The following is a 17,278-nucleotide window of genomic DNA, read 5'->3' as shown; positions in this document are numbered from 1 at the left end:
AGTCTTCGAACTGGCTCCACGTTTGCGGATAGTCCTGGCCGGCAACGGGCGTACGCTGGGCTTCGCTCATTCCGCCATCATGGCTCAGGTGGAGCTAGATGGATAGCCCTTACAAAAACACAGTATCTGTTAGAGCTATGTCCCTTCCCCCATTCGACCCGCCCACGCTCGCCGAACTGCGCAACTGGTACGCGCAGTACCGGCAAGACGAAAGCGTCAGGCGACTGATTCTTGAAGTTATCCGCGCGCGCCGCGAGAACGAGCGGTTAGACGGTCTGCTGACGCAGGCACTGGAGGCCGCGCGCCGCAGTGGCTTCGAGCGCCTGTCGTCTGACGCGGGTCCGCTGTACGAAGCGGCTGACCGCGTCGCAGTGGAAAGGTGGCGTGTCTCACCCGCCGCGCCCGTTCGCCATTCGCCTTTCGGCGGCATGTACGAAGACGACATCGACGAAGACGCTCCCGGCATCATTGCGCGCGCGCGCCAAAGGCAGCGTTAGGGTAAATCCCTACCAGCCCACCCGAATCATTTTCAATTTACGCGCGTCACAAGCCGGAATTTATTCCGGCATGGAGCAAAGCCCCGTCCAGCAAGGCTCCCCGGCCAACCGCACTAAAGCTAACTTTTAAGCGTTTGTCCGTAAATTGATTTTCTGATTACCGGCATATAGACGCCTGTATGTAAATTCGTTACGCATATTCGCAGGCGCTTGCGTGCGCCGTTTGAATCCTCTAATGTTGATTCCGCATTGAATAAGCATGAAATTAACTTCTGTCTATACGACCCCACGTTACGAGACGCCTGTAGACCGTGTTTAGCTTCAATCGAATAAGAGGGGGATGGCTTTTATGTACTACGGTCTCGATTTATCGGATTGCCGCATAGTGACGGATTTCGACGGAAACAAGCAGCGTGTAGACGCGCCGTACCATGTGTTTGCCGCGCTGCTGGAGTTCCGCGTGGCTGCACTCTCGGCCCAGACGCGGCAGCTTGAGCAGACCGTGAAACCGGGCATGTTCAAGACTGCGCTCGCCCGTTTCCTTGAACCGTCTCCGGGTGGTTCCCCAGGTGAAACAGCAGTTCAATCGACTGCGCCGCAAACGCGGACGACGGGCCGGTCAAGCCGGTCATCCGCGAGCCGTGAAAGGCTCGAAGCCTTATTTAGCGAGCCTCCCCCGTCTGTCGCGCTCGTTGAGCCGGATGCCACGTCGGCCCCCGCGTCGGTCGCCGAGAAACGGATTGCGAGTGCAACACAGCGCAGCCAGCCAGCCCGATCCGCACGGCGGCAGGTCCAGCACGTTCATCGTCCACAGCAGTTTCAGTCGCCCATCCCCGACGATGGTTGCCGCCGCGATTACCAGTGGCAAATACTTCCTGCGCGCGTGGCGCGAATACCGGGAATATAAAACTCAGGATGCCGCAGAATTAACTGGGCTTTCAGTAAAGACGATTCTCTGGCATGAACAGGGCTATAACGTTCCGGGCAAGAAAACGCTAAAACGTTTTGCCGATTTTTACGATTGTTCCCTAGAGCAACTAATGCCAGCTTCAAAACAGACTGGCAATAAAAGCGGGAAAGTCGACAGGAAAGCCAGAGTCACCAGAATGGCTCCGATTGATACGGACTACCCGGATACCGTGCTCGATCATATCCGGTCCGGCAAGGCCCCGGTCACTGCCTGGCGCATCCATCGCTGTATGACCGAGGGACAACTTGCGGAGCGCTTTGGCACGTCCGCTTCCTTGTTACAGCAGATGATTGAGCGGGACCGGATGAGCGACAGGACGTTGAAGAAGTTCGTCCCGATATTTCATTGCACCCTGGACCAGCTTCGACGGCCCGAGGGGCTTGTCGTCGAGCCTCACAAGGTTCGACGGGTGACGTTGAGACGTCAGATAGCCGGCGGACTACCAATAGTAAGTATCGCCTAAAAAAGAAATAATTAGCTTTAACGGGCAATCAGGGGAGCGCCGGTACTTGAATTGAAATGATTATCGGAGTCTTCCGGTCATCGCAAACGTTTCAAGCGTCCGACAAATTAGAGGAAACGACGGCGATGCACCGAAACCAAAGGAGGTCGAGCCAAAACTGTACATGAACCGTTGCAGTCGTCGTCGACGAGAAACTTAACTCTGTACGCCCGCTTTTGCGGGCGTCGTCATTTTTGAGGGCTGCTATGAGTCTCGGCGAAAATGTGCGCCACATCCGGCAACTGCTCGGATGGTCGCGCAGCGACATGCTGCGCCGTCTGGCTCCGCACGCATCCGGCAGGGAGCGCGCGCGGATAAGCCAGCAGGTTTACCAGCTCGAACGGCGTGCGTCGCGCCGTTCTGACTTGTTGCTGTCCATATCCGAGGTATTCGGTATCGCGCCGAACATCCTGCTCAATCACGATCTGACGGGTTTGACGCTGGCCGAGGTCAAACTGTTGCGGCCCGATGCCGACGCGCCCATGCCGGGGGAATTGCTGGCGCTAACCAGCCGGTTCGCTGCTGCCTCGGACGAGGCGCGCGTCATCATCGACAAGGTATTCGCAGTGGATCGCGACTACCCGCAGCTCATCGGAAAACTTCTCATCATGGTCGACGTATTCCTTGACGGCCGTGTTCCACGTCGCGGGCGCGGACGCATTGCAGAGTAGTCGCATGGCACACACGCGAACAGCCGCCTACATTCGCTCCTGTGCGGTGTGAGCACACCGCACTCCATCGGTCGTTGTCCTCCAACGGCGCGATGGTGGTCTCTTTCAAGCCCGCGCAACGCGGGCTTTTTTTCGCCTGCGTTGGCTATAGACGACATTGCGATGCATTTCGAATGAATTCTTTTCGGACTAGTTCGAATATCGCATCGTCTTGACAATGCTTAACGCATTAATTTCCAGCAGTCCGCAAGAATCGAAAGATTCTTTTTTGCGGGGTTGGATCGATGAATCGTTGTTACCGACTGGTCTATAGCTGTTCGCGCAACATGCTCGTCGCCGTCGAAGAAACGGCCACCGCTTCCGGCAAGGCGGGCGAGACTCGCGCCGCCTCGCGCACTTCGCCTTCGCTGTATCTGTCACTGCGCCGCCTGCTGCCGGCCGCACTGCTCGCACTCGTGCCGATGCTTTCGTTCGCGCAAATCGTCGCGGGCGGCGCGCACGCGCCGAACGTCATCCAGACTCCCAACGGTCTCGACCAGGTGAACGTTAACCGGCCTACGGGATCGTCAGGCGTTTCCGTCAATACCTACAACCAGTTCGACGTGCAGTCGAAAGGCGCGATCCTCAACAACTCGCCCACGATGGTTCAGACACAGCAGGCCGGCATGATTAACGGCAACCCGAACTTCGCGGCGGGCCAGTCTGCAAGGATCATCGTCAACCAGGTCAACAGCACGAACCCGTCACAGTTCAACGGGTATCTCGAAACAGCGGGCAATCGCGCGGAAGTCATCATTGCGAACCCCTCGGGTATTTCGGTGAATGGCGGCGGCTTCATCAATACGAGCCGGGGCATTCTGACGACTGGCACGCCCAACTACGCGGCGGACGGTTCCCTCTCGGGGTTCAACGTCACGGGCGGCAACATCACGGTCAGCGGCGCGGGCCTGAACGCGTCAAATGTCGATCAGGTTGATCTGCTCGCACGCGCGGTACAAGCGAATGCGGCTATCTACGCCGGGAAGAACCTGAACGTCGTTACGGGCGCGAACAGCATCGACCATGACACGCTGAACGCTACACCCATTGCAGGCGCTGGCCCCGCGCCTGGCGTCTCCATCGACGTGAGCAATCTCGGCGGCATGTACGCCAACCGTATCCAGCTTGTCGGGACAGAGGCCGGAATTGGTGTTTCCCTCAAGGGCGTCGTGGCAGCGAATGCCGGCGACCTTGTACTTCAGTCCAACGGACAGCTCGTGCTTGCGGGCACGCAGAACGCAAGCGGCAACATCAGCGCGAGCGCGCACGACGGCATCGACAACAGCGGCACGACCTACGCGCAGCAGAACGTCAACCTGAACACAAGCGGCGCGGTCACGAACAGCGGCGTGGTTGCCGCGCAACAGAACACGACGGTAAGCGCCGGCTCGGTGAATTCGACCGGCACGCTTGCGGCCGGCGTCGACAATAACGGCAACGTCACGCAGCCGGCGAGCCTGAACGTTTCCGCCTCGGGCGCACTGACAGCGACGGGCGAAAACGTGGCCGGCGGCGACGTATCGCTTTCGGGCGGCAGCGTCAACGTCGCGGGCAGCGAGACGGCGGCGAACGGGAACGTGACGCTCGCGGCCAGTGCCGGCGATCTGAACCTGACGGGCAGCGACACGTCTGCGGCGGGCAATCTCGTACTCAATGCCGGCGCGGGCAATGCGAACCTCTCTGGCGCGTCGGTGAAAGCGGGTAACGCCCTCTCTGCGAATGCGGCCGGCATGCTCACGACGGACAACGCCAATGTCTCGTCGGGCGGCGCGCAGTCGCTGAACGCGGGCGCGATGTCGAACCGCAACGGCCAGGTGGTGTCGGGTAGCACGCTGAACACCAACGTCGCGGGCGCTGTAGTGAACCAGGGCGTCATGCAGGCGGCCGGCGCGCAAAGCCTCGTCGCGGGCTCGCTCGACAACACGGGGCGTATCCTCTCGCTCAATGGCGACGGCCTGAACCTTGGCATTACCGGCACGCTCCTGAACGAACTCGGCGGCGTGATCGGCGGCAATGGCAACGTCAGCGCAAGCGCCTACACGTTCACGAACGCGGGACAACTCTCCGCAGTTGCGAGTGCAGTCCTTCGCGCGTGGAATCTCACGAACAGCGGCGCAGTCACGGCAGGAAGCGCGCTGACGGCTTCGGCCAGCGGCGCGCTGTCCAATACAGGCGGAACCTTCTCGGGGACCGCCACGACCGTTTCTGGCGCTTCCATCGACAATTCGAAGGGGAACATCGAGGGGACCACGGTCGCGGTCTCGACGCCGGGAGACCTGCAAAACGAAGGCGGGTCAATCACGCAAGCGGGCTCGTCGGACCAGACGATTTCTGCCGGGGGCAAGGTCGATAACGCCAACGGCGGCAAGATCGCGAGCAACGCAACAAACCTCACCGTGAAGGGATCGACCGTCATCAATGACAACGGGTCCATCGCGCACGCGGGAACCGGTACGCTCGACGTGGGCGCGAGCGACGCGCTGTCGAGCGTCGGCGGCAACATCGGCAGCAACGGCTCGGCGAACCTGCACGGCGCGAGCGTGGACACTTCGCACGGCAGCACCACGGCATCACAGAACCTCTCGGTGCAGGCGCAGAACATCGTCAACGAGTACGGCACGATGGGCGCGGGCAATGCCCTGAACGCAAACGCCATGAACGGGCTCGACAACAGCAACGGCTCAATGGTCGCGTCGAGCGTGACGGCACAGGCTGGCAGCACGCTCGACAACAGCAAGGGCAATATCGAGGCGAACCAGCTCGCGCTCGGCGCGGCGGCCCTGCTGAACCGGGGCGGCTCGATCACGCAATATGGCACCGGGCAGACGGGCTTTAACATCTCGGACCGGTTCGACAATACTTCGGGCTCGTTTCAGACGAACAGCGCCAACCTGACGCTCGCGCCGGGGATATTGATTAATGACGATGGCACGATCACCCATGCCGGGACCGGCAAGCTGACAATCAACGCGGCCAACGGCACGGGGTCGGCGTCGAACGTGGGCGGCACCGTCGCGAGCAATGGGCAGGTCGAGATTGATGCCGGCGCGTTCAACAACACGGCGGGTACGGTCGCCGGTCAGAACGGCCTGACTGCAACAGTTGGCGGCGCTCTCGTCAACGAGAACGGCAAGCTGCTCTCCAGTGCGGACCTGAATCTCACGAGCGGTACGCTGGACAACAACGGCGGCCAGATCGGCGCGGGCGCGAACGCGACGATCCAGAACACGTCGATGACCAATAGCGGCGGCGCAGTGGTAGCACCGAACCTTGCGGTCCAGACCCGCGACACGCTCGACGACACCAACGGCAATATCCAGGCGAACCAGCTTTCCGTGAGCGCGACGGACCTGATTAACCGTTACGGGTCGATTACGCAATACGGAACTGGCCCGACCGGTTTCTACGTGACCGGCACGTATGACAACACTTGGGGGACATTTCAGACCAACGCCACGAACGTGACGTTTTCCCCCGGCGCACTGATTAACGACTACGGGAAAATCATCGATGCGGGCGCGGGCACGTTGTCGATTACACCGGGCAACGGTGCGGGCGCCTTCTCGAACGTGGGCGGCCAGGTCATCGCCGCGGGCAACATCTACACGCAGGCCGCCAGCATGAACAACACGGGCGGCGTGTTCGCGGCACAGGGGGATATCGCAGCGTACATCGCGGGCAACGTGCTCAACGAGGACGGTTCCATCCGCTCCCTCTCGTCGCTGTACCTTTCGAGCGGCGGCCAGCTCGACAATGAGCGCGGGCAAATCCAGTCCGGCACGGGCGCGGCAGGCGACGCGAGCACGCTCAACGTGCAGGCCGCGTCGACCGACAACACCAGCGGCCTTGTGAGCAATCTCGGCACGGGCGACATGAACGTGCATGGTGGCAGCCAGACCGTCAATTCTGGCGGCGTGCTGACGGGCAACGGCAACGTCGGCATCGACACGTCCGTGCTCGCAAACACGGCGGGCGCTCAGGTCAGCGGCGCGAACGTCAGGGTACAGGCAGACAGCGTCGACAACAGCGACAGCCAGATCGGCAGTTTCGCGGGTTCGGGCGGGGATGTGTCGATCACGACGGGCGGCGCGGTCAACAACTCGAACGGCCAGATCGGCGCGACGCATGACCTCAATGTCAATGCAGGCGCACTCACTGGAGGCGGCTCGTACAGCGCGGCCAACGATGTCAACGTGAACCTGCCGGGCGACTTTGCGCCGACTCCTGATTTGCAGTTCGCAGCCGGCAACAATCTCACCTTCACGTTGCCCGGTACGTTCACCAACAGCGCGCTGCTGGAGGCGAACAACAACCTCAACATCAACGCGAACGATGTCGCCAACAGCGGCGTCATGATGGCGGGCGGCACGCTCGCGACGCATTCGGACACGCTGGAGAATACCGGCACGATGGTCGGCGGCAGCGTATCGCTCAATGCGAACACACGCATCGCGAACGCGGGGCCGACTGCGCTCATTGGCGCGACCGACAGCGACGGCACGCTTGAACTGCTTGCGCCTGACATCGAGAACGTCGACAGCACGACGATGACCGACACACAGGCGACCACCGCAATCTACGGTCTCGGCAAGGTCGTACTGGCGGGCGGCAAGGATGCGAACGGCAGCTATACGAACGCGAGCCTCATCCGCAACCAGTCGGGTCTGATTGAGTCGACCGGCGACATGGAACTGCACGCCGACCAGGTGACGAACACGCGCACGACGATGACCACGACCGGCTACAACCAGCCGGTCGATCCGAACCTGCTGGCGAGCCTTGGCATCAGCCTGTCCGGCTGTACGGCCCTCGACATGAACGCCTGCTCGGCGGGGCATCCGTATGTCGGCTGGGCCACCCCCGATAACCCGGCTTTCCTGACCATGATTGGCGGTGTGTACACCGTGCCGCCCAGCGGGGGTCAGTGGAACAGCGGTTATCAGTACACGACCTATACGGGCGTGGCGCTGGCGAACCTGATCGCCTCCATCAGCCCGCAGGCGCAGATCATCGCGGGGGGCAACCTCGACGCGTCGAAGGTGGGTCTGTTCCAGAACTACTGGAGCGCGGTTGCGGCGGTGGGCAACATCGCCATGCCGGCGACGCTCGACCAGGACAGCTGGCAGGGGCAGACCGCGCCTGGAATTCAGGTGACGTACTCGGGCTACTATCACTACACGAACTACGATCACAGTATCTCGGACTGGACGCTGCCGTTCGGGGATGCACCGTTTAGCGGTTCCAATCCGGGCGGCTACACGCAGGCGGCACCGGCCGATATCCGCTACTACTCTCTCCCAGGCTACGAGTCGAGTTTCGTCGCAGGCGGCACGCTTTCAGGTACTGGCATCAGCATCAACAACACGGCGGGCAATGCGGGCATTCCGTCGCTCGGCCTCGCGCCCGGTCAAGCCCTGTCCGGCGTGACCATCGGCGGAATCAGCGGCAGCGCAAGTGGCACGGCGGGCGGCGCGTCGTCGCTACACGGCAATGCGGGCGGCACAACGGGCGGCGCGGGCACGGTCAGCGGTGGCACGACTACCAACCCGGTCATCGCGAGCGCGACCGCGCAGAACGTGCTGCAAAACCTCACGATTCCCCAGGGCGGTCTGTTCAGTCCCGCAACGGCGCCGGGTGCAACGTACCTGATTGAAACGAACCCGGCCTTCACGAGCCAGAAGACGTTCATTTCGAGCGACTACTACCTGCAGCAGCTTGGCCTGAATCCGCAGACCACCGAAAAGCGCCTTGGCGACGGCTTCTACGAGCAGCAGCTTGTACGCAACCAGATTACTTCCCTGACCGGCAAGGCGGTACTTGGCCCGTATACCGATCTACAGTCGATGTACCAGTCCCTGCTTGCGGCCGGGGCGTCGCTCTCGCAGTCGCTGAACCTTCCTCTCGGCATGAGCCTGTCGCCTGACCAGGTGGCGCAGCTCACGAGCAACGTCATCATCATGCAGACGGAGATTGTCGACGGGCAATCTGTGCTCGTTCCGGTCGTCTATCTGGCGAAGACCAGCCAGCAGAACATGAACGGCCCGCTGATCGCGGCGAACGATATCGACTTCCAGAACGCGCAGACCTTCAACAACAGCGGCACGGTGCAGGCCAGCAATACGATGTCGATTCAGGGCCAGCAGATCAACAACGCCTTCGGCACGCTGCAAAGTGGCGGTCTCATGTCGCTCACGACAAAGGGCGATGTCGACCTGACCTCGGCAACCGTGAACGCCGGCAGCTTGGCCCTGAATGCAGGCGGCAACCTGCTTCTCAATACGGCGGTGAATACCGTTAACCAGGTCAGCGCAACGGGCGCCACGCGAACCACAACGACACTCGGCCCGGTCGCGAACGTTAACGTCGCGGGCAACGCGGCAATCGTCACGGGCGGCAACTTCGAGCAGAACGCGGGGAACCTCAGCGTCGGCGGCAACCTCGGCATGGCTGTAGGCGGCAACTATGACCTCGGCTCGGTGCAGACCGGCGAGCACAAGGTCGTCGAGCGTGCGAACGGCGTCTCGAACACCAGCGTCAACCAGACCACCGGGAGCACCGTCAACGTGGGCGGCGTTTCGCAGATCGGCGTGGGCGGCGACCTGACGGCGACGGGCGCGAACCTGAACCTCGCGGGCGGCGGCACGCTCGCGGCCAACGGCGACGTGACGCTCCAGGCGGCGAAGGCAACGTCGACGACCGACAGCAACAGTTCAGGTAGCGACAGTCACGGCAGCTACTCGGAGTCGCTGCACCGGTCGGACGATACGCTCACGGCGACGACACTCAATGCCGGTGATTCGCTTACCGTCGCGTCGGGCAAGAACATCAACGTCACCGGCAGCGCGATCAGTCTCGACAAGGGCACGGCAACGCTTGCCGCAGCGGGCGACGTCAACATCGGCGCGGCAACGGAAACGCACGTCGACAATTCACAGGAGCAGCACCAGCACAGCAACGTCGTGAGCGGCAAGGAGGTATCGAGTTCACGCGATACCTCCACGACGGTTTCGCAAGGCAGCCTGGTATCTGCGGACGCAGTCACGGTCGCCAGTGGCAATAACATCAACGTCGCGGGCAGTACGATTGTCGGCACGAACGATGTCGCGCTCAACGCGGCGCATGACGTGAACATCACCACGACGCAGAACACGATGCAATCGTCGGGCACGTATCAGGAGAAGAATACCGGCCTCGGGACGAGTGGCCTGACCGTCACGGTCGGCACGAACAAGCTCGCGACAACTGACCAGGAGTCGAGCGTCACGAACAACGCGAGTACGGTCGGCTCAATCAATGGCGACCTCTCGATTCAGGCTGGCAACACCCTGCACATCACGGGCAGCGATCTTGTTGCGGGCGGGAACCTTGCGGGCACGGCGGCGAACGTCATCATCGACGCCGCTACCGACACCTCTCACCAGGCGCAGACGCAAAAACAGAGCAGCAGCGGCCTGACAATTGGTCTGGCGGGATCGGTCGGCGACGCGATCAACAACGCGTATTCCGAAAGTCAGGCGGCCAAGAATTCCACCAGCACGGGTAACGACCGTGCGGCGGCGCTGCATAGCATTGCGGCAGCGGGCGATGTCGCCCTAACGGGCCTTACATCTGCGGGCGTAACAGCGGGCGGCAAGCCGGACATCGGTATCAAGGTCAGTATCGGTTCGAGCAAGAGTCAAAGCCAGTCGTCGGAGGATCAGACGACGCAACGCGGCTCCAGCATTCAGGCAGGTGGGACTGCGGGACTCATTGCGACGAACGGTGATGTGACTATCGCTGGGTCCAACGTGAACGCCAACGACGTCATTCTCGCGGCAAAAAACAACGTGAACGTCGTCAACACGACGGACACCGATTCAACGCGTAGCTCGAACAGTTCCAGCAGCGCGAGCATCGGCGTGCAGTACACGCTTGGCGGCGGTTTCGGCGTTTCTGCTGCGATGGCGAACGCTCACGGCGATGCGAACAGCGATGCGTCAATCCAGAACGCGTCACACGTCACGGGCGCAAACAGCGTCACGGTCATTTCTGGCGGCGATACGAACATCACCGGCTCGCAGATCAGCGGCAAGCAGATCAATGCGGACGTGGGCGGCAACCTCAACATCGTAAGCGTGCAGGACGTGACAAACAGCGCCGCGCACCAGAGCAGCACAGGCGGCGGCTTCACTATCAGCCAGGGCGGCGGCAGCGCAAGTTTCAGCGCGCAGAACGGGCACGCCGATTCGAACTACGCGGGCGTGAACGAGCAGGCCGGCATCATGGCGGGCGATGGCGGATTCAACGTCAACGTCAAGGGCAACACGGCCCTGACTGGCGCGGTCATTTCCAGCACGGCAGACGAGTCGAAGAACAGCCTGACGACCGGCACGCTTACGTTTAGCGATATCCAGAATCAGTCGCACTATGACGCCAACAGCAACGGCATCAGCGCGGGCGTAGGCTTCGGCGGGAACACCGGCAAGGCAGTCGGTCCGGGTTCGGTAAGCGGAACGCCTTCGGTCGCGCCGATGATTTCGCAAAACGACAGCGGCGATTCGAGCGCGACGACGCGCAGCGCGATCAGTGCGGGCACGATCAACGTGACGAACGCGGGCGCGCAGACACAGGACGTAGCGGCCCTTTCGCGCGATACGACGAACACGAACGGCACGGTCGCCAAAACGCCGGACGTGAATGCGATCCTCAACCAGCAGGCCGACACCATGCAGGCCGCGCAGGCAGCGGGCCAGACCGTGTCACAAGGCATCGGTGCGTATGCGGATATGAAACGCGACGATGCGGCCGCAGCCTACAAGGTTGCATACGAACGTGGCGACAGCGACGGCATGGCCGCAGCGGCAGCCGACTACAACAACTGGAAGGAAGGCGGCGATTCACGCGCCGAACTGCACGTCGCGGGCGGCGCACTGATTGGCGGGCTTGGTGGCGGCAGCGCGTTCAGCACCATTGGCGGCGCGGCGGGCGCGGGTCTGGCGTCGAAGATGGCAGGTTCACTGAATGATATTTCGAAGGGTGTAGCATCGGCGACAGGATCGGACCTAATCGGCAATCTTGCCGCGAATATTGCGGCGGGCGTTGGCGGCGCTGTCGTTGGCGGTACGGCAGGTTCAGCGATGGCATCGAATGTCCACCTGTATAACCAGTCGATAGACGACGAGCGCCTATTGACGGGCGAGCCCGGAAAGAAATCGCCAACACTGTTCTCCCTGGCGATGCAAGGCATTGCGAACGGGCTGAATGCGATTATTGGTGTGAGTGGTGGTGTTCCGCCCGCTGCAAGTCCTGGGGCGGTGCTAGTGAATGGCTCGGGCCAAGTGCTCGCCGCCGGGACTGCGTCCAGCGCCAACACGATTACAGGCTCCGACAATGGCTATGGCACGTTAAGCAAGTCTCCGAATCCAGAAATGCGCGACAACGCCAATGCAAGTGGAACTTACGTTGACCCACTATCTAACGAGGTGAAACAGGCGGATGGTCGGCTTGCAGCGGACCATATCCTGCCGCAGAACTGGATCAAGCAACAAGAAGGGTTCGATTTGCTCACCCCTGCACAGCAAAGCGAACTCTTAAACGACCCGATGAATACACAAGGGCTCCCTAGTTCTTTCAATTCTTCGAAAGGTGCCAAAATGCCGGGAGACTGGACGACCTATAAGGGGCAGCCACTTGATCCGGCCTACATCGAGGCTAGTGCTGCGCAAGCCGCCGCATTGAAGAACTACATTACTAACCGTATTAATACGATGCTAGGGAAATAACATCATGACCGAAATGAAATCGAATTTTCAGGGTAAGCATGGACATCCCGATATCGTAGTCTCGATGCCATCAGGTCCAGATTTCGGAGCAGCGCCGATACTGTCTTTTTTTGAAGACGCCGTTCGCCAGGGAACAGTCTTTCGAGCTGGCGAAACCGTGCAGATGGGATGGATGATGCTCATGCTTAAAGAGACTGAAAGCGGCGAACTTGATGTATGGGAACCGCGGTTTGGCGCTGTTCCGATTGTTTGGGAACGTGGCGCGAGTAAGACATATCGACAACTTATCGTTCAAAAGAGCGTAGCCGAACAGTTGTGCCTTGAACCCTCGTTTCCGTCACTGCGACAATCAGGGGTTATTTCCCCTGATTTTATGACATCAAGTAACTTTCAGATGTTCCGTGAATCTTCCGCGGGAACCAGTTCGGGGTGGCTTTTCACTACGGAAGAGAATCAATCGACTGATGGACGCCTAGCTTCGTTGTTCGAGATCGCGGGCAAGCGACCGGAAGTGATTCCTTTCCTAGCTATGCCAGCCTCGTCATCGGTTGTACTGAAGGACGGGAAAGTGAAGATCAGTTACGGGAAGGTGGAAGTCACATCAGATTCGAATGAGTTATTGCGTAGGCTCCAGGCAAGTGACCTCATCGACTAAGACAAGATCATCGGGGGGCGCTTACCCGAACGATACAGGCGCCCCGCACAAGCTGTAATCCAAAGACATCATGAAAATTCGCAAGAGGCTGGCGGCTCTGCCGCTGACAGCCCTGGTCACTCTCGCGCCCAACGTACCGGCGCAAAGCCTGGGCGGAATAGAAACCGAACAGAACCAGCAGCAACGGCGTGACGCGCAGCAGCGCGAGGCGGCAATCGCAGCACCCGTTGTGCGCTCCGACCTGCCGAAGATCGAAGCGTATCCCGCACTCCCGCACGAATCGCCGTGCTTTCGCATCGACACGTTCTCGCTGAAGGTGATTGAATCCCTGCCGGCCGCGACGCAGAAGAAAGGCGCGTCAGCCTTGCCGCAAGACCCGTTTGCATTCGCGCGCGAATGGCTCGACCACTACAAGGGGCAATGCGTCGGCAAGGAAGGTATCGACGTGCTGACGAAGGGATTGCAGCAGGCGATTCTGAGCCGCGGCTACGTCACGACTCGCGTGCTCGTTCAGCCGCAAGACCTGACGGGCGGAACCCTGACATTCGCGCTCGTGCCCGGTGTCGTGCGCAGCATTACCTTCGCTGATCCGTCACCGTGGGGAACATGGAAGACCGCCTACCCGACGCGCGGCGGCGACGTGTTGAATCTTCGCGATCTTGAACAGGGTCTAGAGCAGATGAAGCGCGTCAGCAGCCAGGACGTGAGCGTGGAAATCCGGCCGACTGACGTACCGGGCGAAAGTGATGTTGTCCTCACGGTAAAGCGCTCGAAGCCCTGGACCTTCGTCGCATCGGTCGATAACTCGGGTACGGAGTCGACGGGCAAGTGGCAAGGCAACGTCAGCCTTGGCCTGAACAATCCGCTTGGCCTGAACGACATCCTCTCTCTCGGCGCGAATCAAGACCTGTCATTCGGGAACAAGGCGCTTGGCTCGCACGGCTTCAATGGCTCGTATTCTGTGCCGTGGGGCTACTGGACCGCAACGCTCTCGGGTAACACCAACACGTACTACCAGAACATCGCGGGCGTGAACCAGACCTTCGTGTCGAGCGGCAATTCGCAGACCGCTGCGCTGCGCATCGCGCGCGTTATTTCGCGCAGCCAGAGCGACGTGCTCGGCGGCTATGTCCAGCTATCGAAGCGCTTCGGCGACAGCTTCATCGACGACGTGACCATTCCGACTCAGGCGCGCAACAACACGTTTCTGGAGTTGGGCGTGACGGACCGCCATTATCTCGGCGCTGCGCAGTTCGACGGCTCGCTCGCCTACCGTCAGGGCATCGGCGGATTCGGCGCGACAGCCGACCCGTATCCTGACGGCCCAACGTACCGCTTCCATATGGCCGTGCTTGATGCGAACCTGTCGGTTCCGTTTGCGGTCGGGAACCAGCGCTTCGCCTATGTCGGCACGGTTCACGGCCAGTTCACGAACGACACGCTGTTCTATATCGACGACCTGACCATCGGCAGCCGGTACACGGTGCGCGGGTTTGACGGCAAAACAATGCTCGCGGCCGAACGCGGCTTCTACTGGCGCAATGAACTGCAATGGCCGGTGTTCCAGACGGGACAGACGCTGTATGCAGGGATCGACTACGGACGCGTGTTCGGACCGAACACGGCGGCACTGGCGGGAACGCAATTGGCGGGTGCAGTGATTGGCATTCGCGGTGGCTTGCCGGCGAAGTATGTCGGGGTGTCCTACGACCTGTTCGCGGGCACGCCGATTTACAAACCAGAGGGATTCCCGACCGCACGATGGGCGGTCGGGTTTCAGTTGACCGCGGCGTTCTAGGCAGCGCCGGCCGGTTGCTGAACGATGGCCCGGCGCGCTGGCAATGGCCCATCATTCATCAATCGCAGCGCCTCGTCGGCGCCGGGTCGCGCTACCGGGAGACGGCGCGGCGCGCGTCGGCAACCACCACACCGACGAGTTCGCGCCAGGCTTCGGCGTCACCCTGATAGTTCTCAACCGTCTCCAGCAGGAGCAGCAGCGCGGTCCGCTCGTTGGCGCGGTCTTCGACCGTGATAGCGGGATTGCGAAGGATGTTCAGGAGAAGAATACCGGCCTCGGGACGAGTGGCCTGACCGTCACGGTCGGCACGAACAAGCTCGCGACAACTGACCAGGAGTCGAGCGTCACGAACAACACGAGCACGGTCGGCTCACTCAATGGCGACCTCTCGATTCAGGCAGGCAACACCCTGCACGTTACGGGCAGCGATCTTGTTGCGGGCGGAAATCTCGCCGGCACGGCGGCGAACGTCATCATCGACGCCGCTACTGACACGTCGCACCAGGCGCAGACGCAAAAACAGAGCAGCAGCGGCGTGACGATTGGCCTGGCGGGATCGGTCGGCGACGCGATCAACAACGCGTATTCCGAAAGTCAGGCGGCCAAGAGTTCCACCAGCACGGGTATGCGGATATGAAACGCAACGATGCGGCCGATGCCTACGCTGCTGCATACAAGCGTGGCGACAGCGACGGCATGGCCGCGGCGGCAGCCGACTACAACAACTGGAAGGAAGGCGGCGATTCACGCGCCGAACTGCACGTCGCGGGCGGCGCACTGATTGGCGGGCTTGGTGGCGGCAGCGCGTTCAGCACCATTGGCGGCGCGGCGGGCGCGGGTCTGGCGTCGAAGATGGCAGGTTCACTGAATGATATTTCGAAGGGTGTAGCATCGGCGACAGGATCGGACCTAATCGGCAACCTTGCCGCCAATATAGCAGCGGGCGTAGGTGGCGCTGTAGTCGGCGGTACGGCAGGTTCAGCGATGGCGTCGAATGTCCATCTGTATAACCAGTCGGTGGATGACGAGCGCGCGTTGACAGGCGACCCCGGAAAGAAGTCTCCCTCTCTGTTCTCCCTGGCGATGCAAGGCATTGCTAACGGGTTAAGTGCGATCATTGGCATGGGCGGCGGCGGACCGCCTGCTGCAAGTCCTGGAGCGGTGCTAGTGAATGGCGCAGGACAGGTGTTGAGCAGCGGCGCAGGTTCGGCGGCCTACCAGCCGGACAATGCAACGCTCGCAACTGATCCAGCATCACGCCCCTCTGGATTCCGCAAACAGACCGTGACGGATGCGTGGGACAATGCGACAGATGGATCGACGGAAGGGACAAAGGCTTGTCCGACGTGCGGCAAGGACGTGACTGTGGCCCCAGGCCAAGGCGCTCGCGATTGGGATGTCGACCACCAACCCCCTTGGAGTCAACGCGATCTAACAGGGATGACGCGGCAGGAAGTTATCAACGAATACAACAGCGGCACGCGTTTGGAATGTCCAAGCTGCAATCGCTCGCGTGGTGCGACACCGGCAGGCCAATAACATGACACTCATTGAACATCTGGAAACGAATCTTGGCCCAATCGCCGAAGGTTGGAAGGACGATTTGACAGTTGGCGACGCGCTCCGTGTTGTTCGTTTTGCGAATCAACCTTTCCAAGGGGCTTCGACCTTCTCAACAATTGGCTTAAGTGAGTCCAAGGTTTTGCTCCCCAAAGGTAAGTATTGCCGCCAGGAATTCATATTCGCTGCATGGGATAACTACCCAGCAGCACATGTCGCATCATTCCTGCTGACCTTCGCCGCATATGTTAGGGACCAACAGCGGCCATTACTGCGCGGCGATGTAGTCAGCCCAAGTGTTCCACTGATACCGGGGGTCGCGGCGAATTCAATATATGCGACGAGCCCGGTCATTTTTCCTGAGACGCTGGTTCGTTACGATGGCGACGCAATCCCGACGATAATCGTGTGGCTAGTTCCATTGATGGAAGCGGAATGCTTGTTCGTGAAAGAACACGGATGGAACCGATTCGAGGATGCGCTTGAAAGTGCGAACCCCGATCTGCTCGATCTAACCCGGTCGTCCATTTTTTAGTCTCGACATTGCAGTTACGTATCGAGGGCACCGCTTTCATAGACGAAAGCGACTCCCCACACGACCTGTAACCAAAATCACTATGAAAATTCGCAAGAGGCTGGCGGCTCTGCCGCTGACAGCCCTGGTCACTCTCGCGCCCAACGTACCGGCGCAAAGCCTGGGCGGAATAGAAACCGTGACCTGCCCCCGGTATTAGTACGAAGCGCCGTTGGAGTCCGAGGGTAATAATTCCTTCGCTTCGTGCGCCTTTGCGAACTGCACCGGCGCCAGGTAGCCGAGCGAGCTGT

9 protein-coding genes are annotated in these 17,278 nt (G+C 60.8%); all 9 read left to right on the top strand.

All coding sequences use genetic code 11. The features are described 5' to 3' along the window. Positions 1–137: 137 nt before the first annotated feature. Complete coding sequence (locus HV773_RS35865) at positions 138–497, top strand: hypothetical protein (protein ID WP_129561770.1); 360 nt, start codon at positions 138–140, stop codon at positions 495–497. Between the two features lie 746 nt (positions 498–1,243). After that, positions 1,244–1,930 carry a helix-turn-helix domain-containing protein gene (locus tag HV773_RS35860; RefSeq protein WP_160113451.1) on the top strand — a complete coding sequence of 229 codons (687 nt, stop codon included), beginning with the start codon at positions 1,244–1,246 and terminating at the stop codon, positions 1,928–1,930. 245 nt (positions 1,931–2,175) lie between these two features. Beyond that, entirely contained in the window at positions 2,176–2,640 is a 465-nt protein-coding gene (locus tag HV773_RS35855; RefSeq protein WP_129561768.1) for a hypothetical protein, read from the top strand. Between the two features lie 284 nt (positions 2,641–2,924). Then, positions 2,925–12,440: a two-partner secretion domain-containing protein gene (locus HV773_RS35850; RefSeq protein WP_175198465.1), complete on the top strand. Its 9,516-nt coding sequence runs from the start codon at positions 2,925–2,927 to the stop codon at positions 12,438–12,440. A gap of 4 nt (positions 12,441–12,444) precedes the next feature. Continuing rightward, the gene (locus HV773_RS35845) at positions 12,445–13,095 is read left to right on the top strand and encodes an immunity protein Imm33 domain-containing protein (protein ID WP_129561766.1); all 651 of its coding nucleotides are present in this window, start codon (positions 12,445–12,447) and stop codon (positions 13,093–13,095) included. A gap of 70 nt (positions 13,096–13,165) precedes the next feature. Further along, entirely contained in the window at positions 13,166–14,893 is a 1,728-nt protein-coding gene (locus HV773_RS35840) for a ShlB/FhaC/HecB family hemolysin secretion/activation protein (RefSeq protein ID WP_129561765.1), read from the top strand. 43 nt (positions 14,894–14,936) lie between these two features. After that, the gene (locus tag HV773_RS37680; RefSeq protein WP_129561764.1) at positions 14,937–15,530 is read left to right on the top strand and encodes a hypothetical protein; all 594 of its coding nucleotides are present in this window, start codon (positions 14,937–14,939) and stop codon (positions 15,528–15,530) included. Continuing rightward, positions 15,527–16,432 carry an HNH/ENDO VII family nuclease gene (locus tag HV773_RS35830; RefSeq protein WP_217481978.1) on the top strand — a complete coding sequence of 302 codons (906 nt, stop codon included), beginning with the start codon at positions 15,527–15,529 and terminating at the stop codon, positions 16,430–16,432. The genes HV773_RS37680 and HV773_RS35830 overlap by 4 nt, the downstream gene beginning before the upstream one ends. Position 16,433: 1 nt before the next feature. Continuing rightward, positions 16,434–16,988 (top strand): suppressor of fused domain protein, encoded by a 555-nt coding sequence (locus tag HV773_RS35825; RefSeq protein WP_129561761.1) that lies wholly within the window; start codon positions 16,434–16,436, stop codon positions 16,986–16,988. The last annotated feature ends 290 nt before the right edge of the window (positions 16,989–17,278 follow it).

The sequence above is a fragment of the Paraburkholderia caffeinitolerans genome, assembly GCF_902859945.1.
Lineage (GTDB): Bacteria > Pseudomonadota > Gammaproteobacteria > Burkholderiales > Burkholderiaceae > Paraburkholderia > Paraburkholderia caffeinitolerans.
This window is presented reverse-complemented; position numbering and strand designations above follow the sequence as displayed.

What these genes read in the sequence shown, in the direction of transcription:
- HV773_RS35865 (WP_129561770.1), top strand. Translation starts at nt 138, where the DNA reads ATGTCCCTTCCCCCATTCGACCCGCCCACGCTCGCCGAACTGCGCAAC.
- HV773_RS35855 (WP_129561768.1), top strand. Translation starts at nt 2,176, where the DNA reads ATGAGTCTCGGCGAAAATGTGCGCCACATCCGGCAACTGCTCGGATGG.
- HV773_RS35850 (WP_175198465.1), top strand. Translation starts at nt 2,925, where the DNA reads ATGAATCGTTGTTACCGACTGGTCTATAGCTGTTCGCGCAACATGCTC.
- HV773_RS35845 (WP_129561766.1), top strand. Translation starts at nt 12,445, where the DNA reads ATGACCGAAATGAAATCGAATTTTCAGGGTAAGCATGGACATCCCGAT.
- HV773_RS35840 (WP_129561765.1), top strand. Translation starts at nt 13,166, where the DNA reads ATGAAAATTCGCAAGAGGCTGGCGGCTCTGCCGCTGACAGCCCTGGTC.
- HV773_RS37680 (WP_129561764.1), top strand. Translation starts at nt 14,937, where the DNA reads ATGGCCCATCATTCATCAATCGCAGCGCCTCGTCGGCGCCGGGTCGCG.
- HV773_RS35830 (WP_217481978.1), top strand. Translation starts at nt 15,527, where the DNA reads ATGAAACGCAACGATGCGGCCGATGCCTACGCTGCTGCATACAAGCGT.
- HV773_RS35825 (WP_129561761.1), top strand. Translation starts at nt 16,434, where the DNA reads ATGACACTCATTGAACATCTGGAAACGAATCTTGGCCCAATCGCCGAA.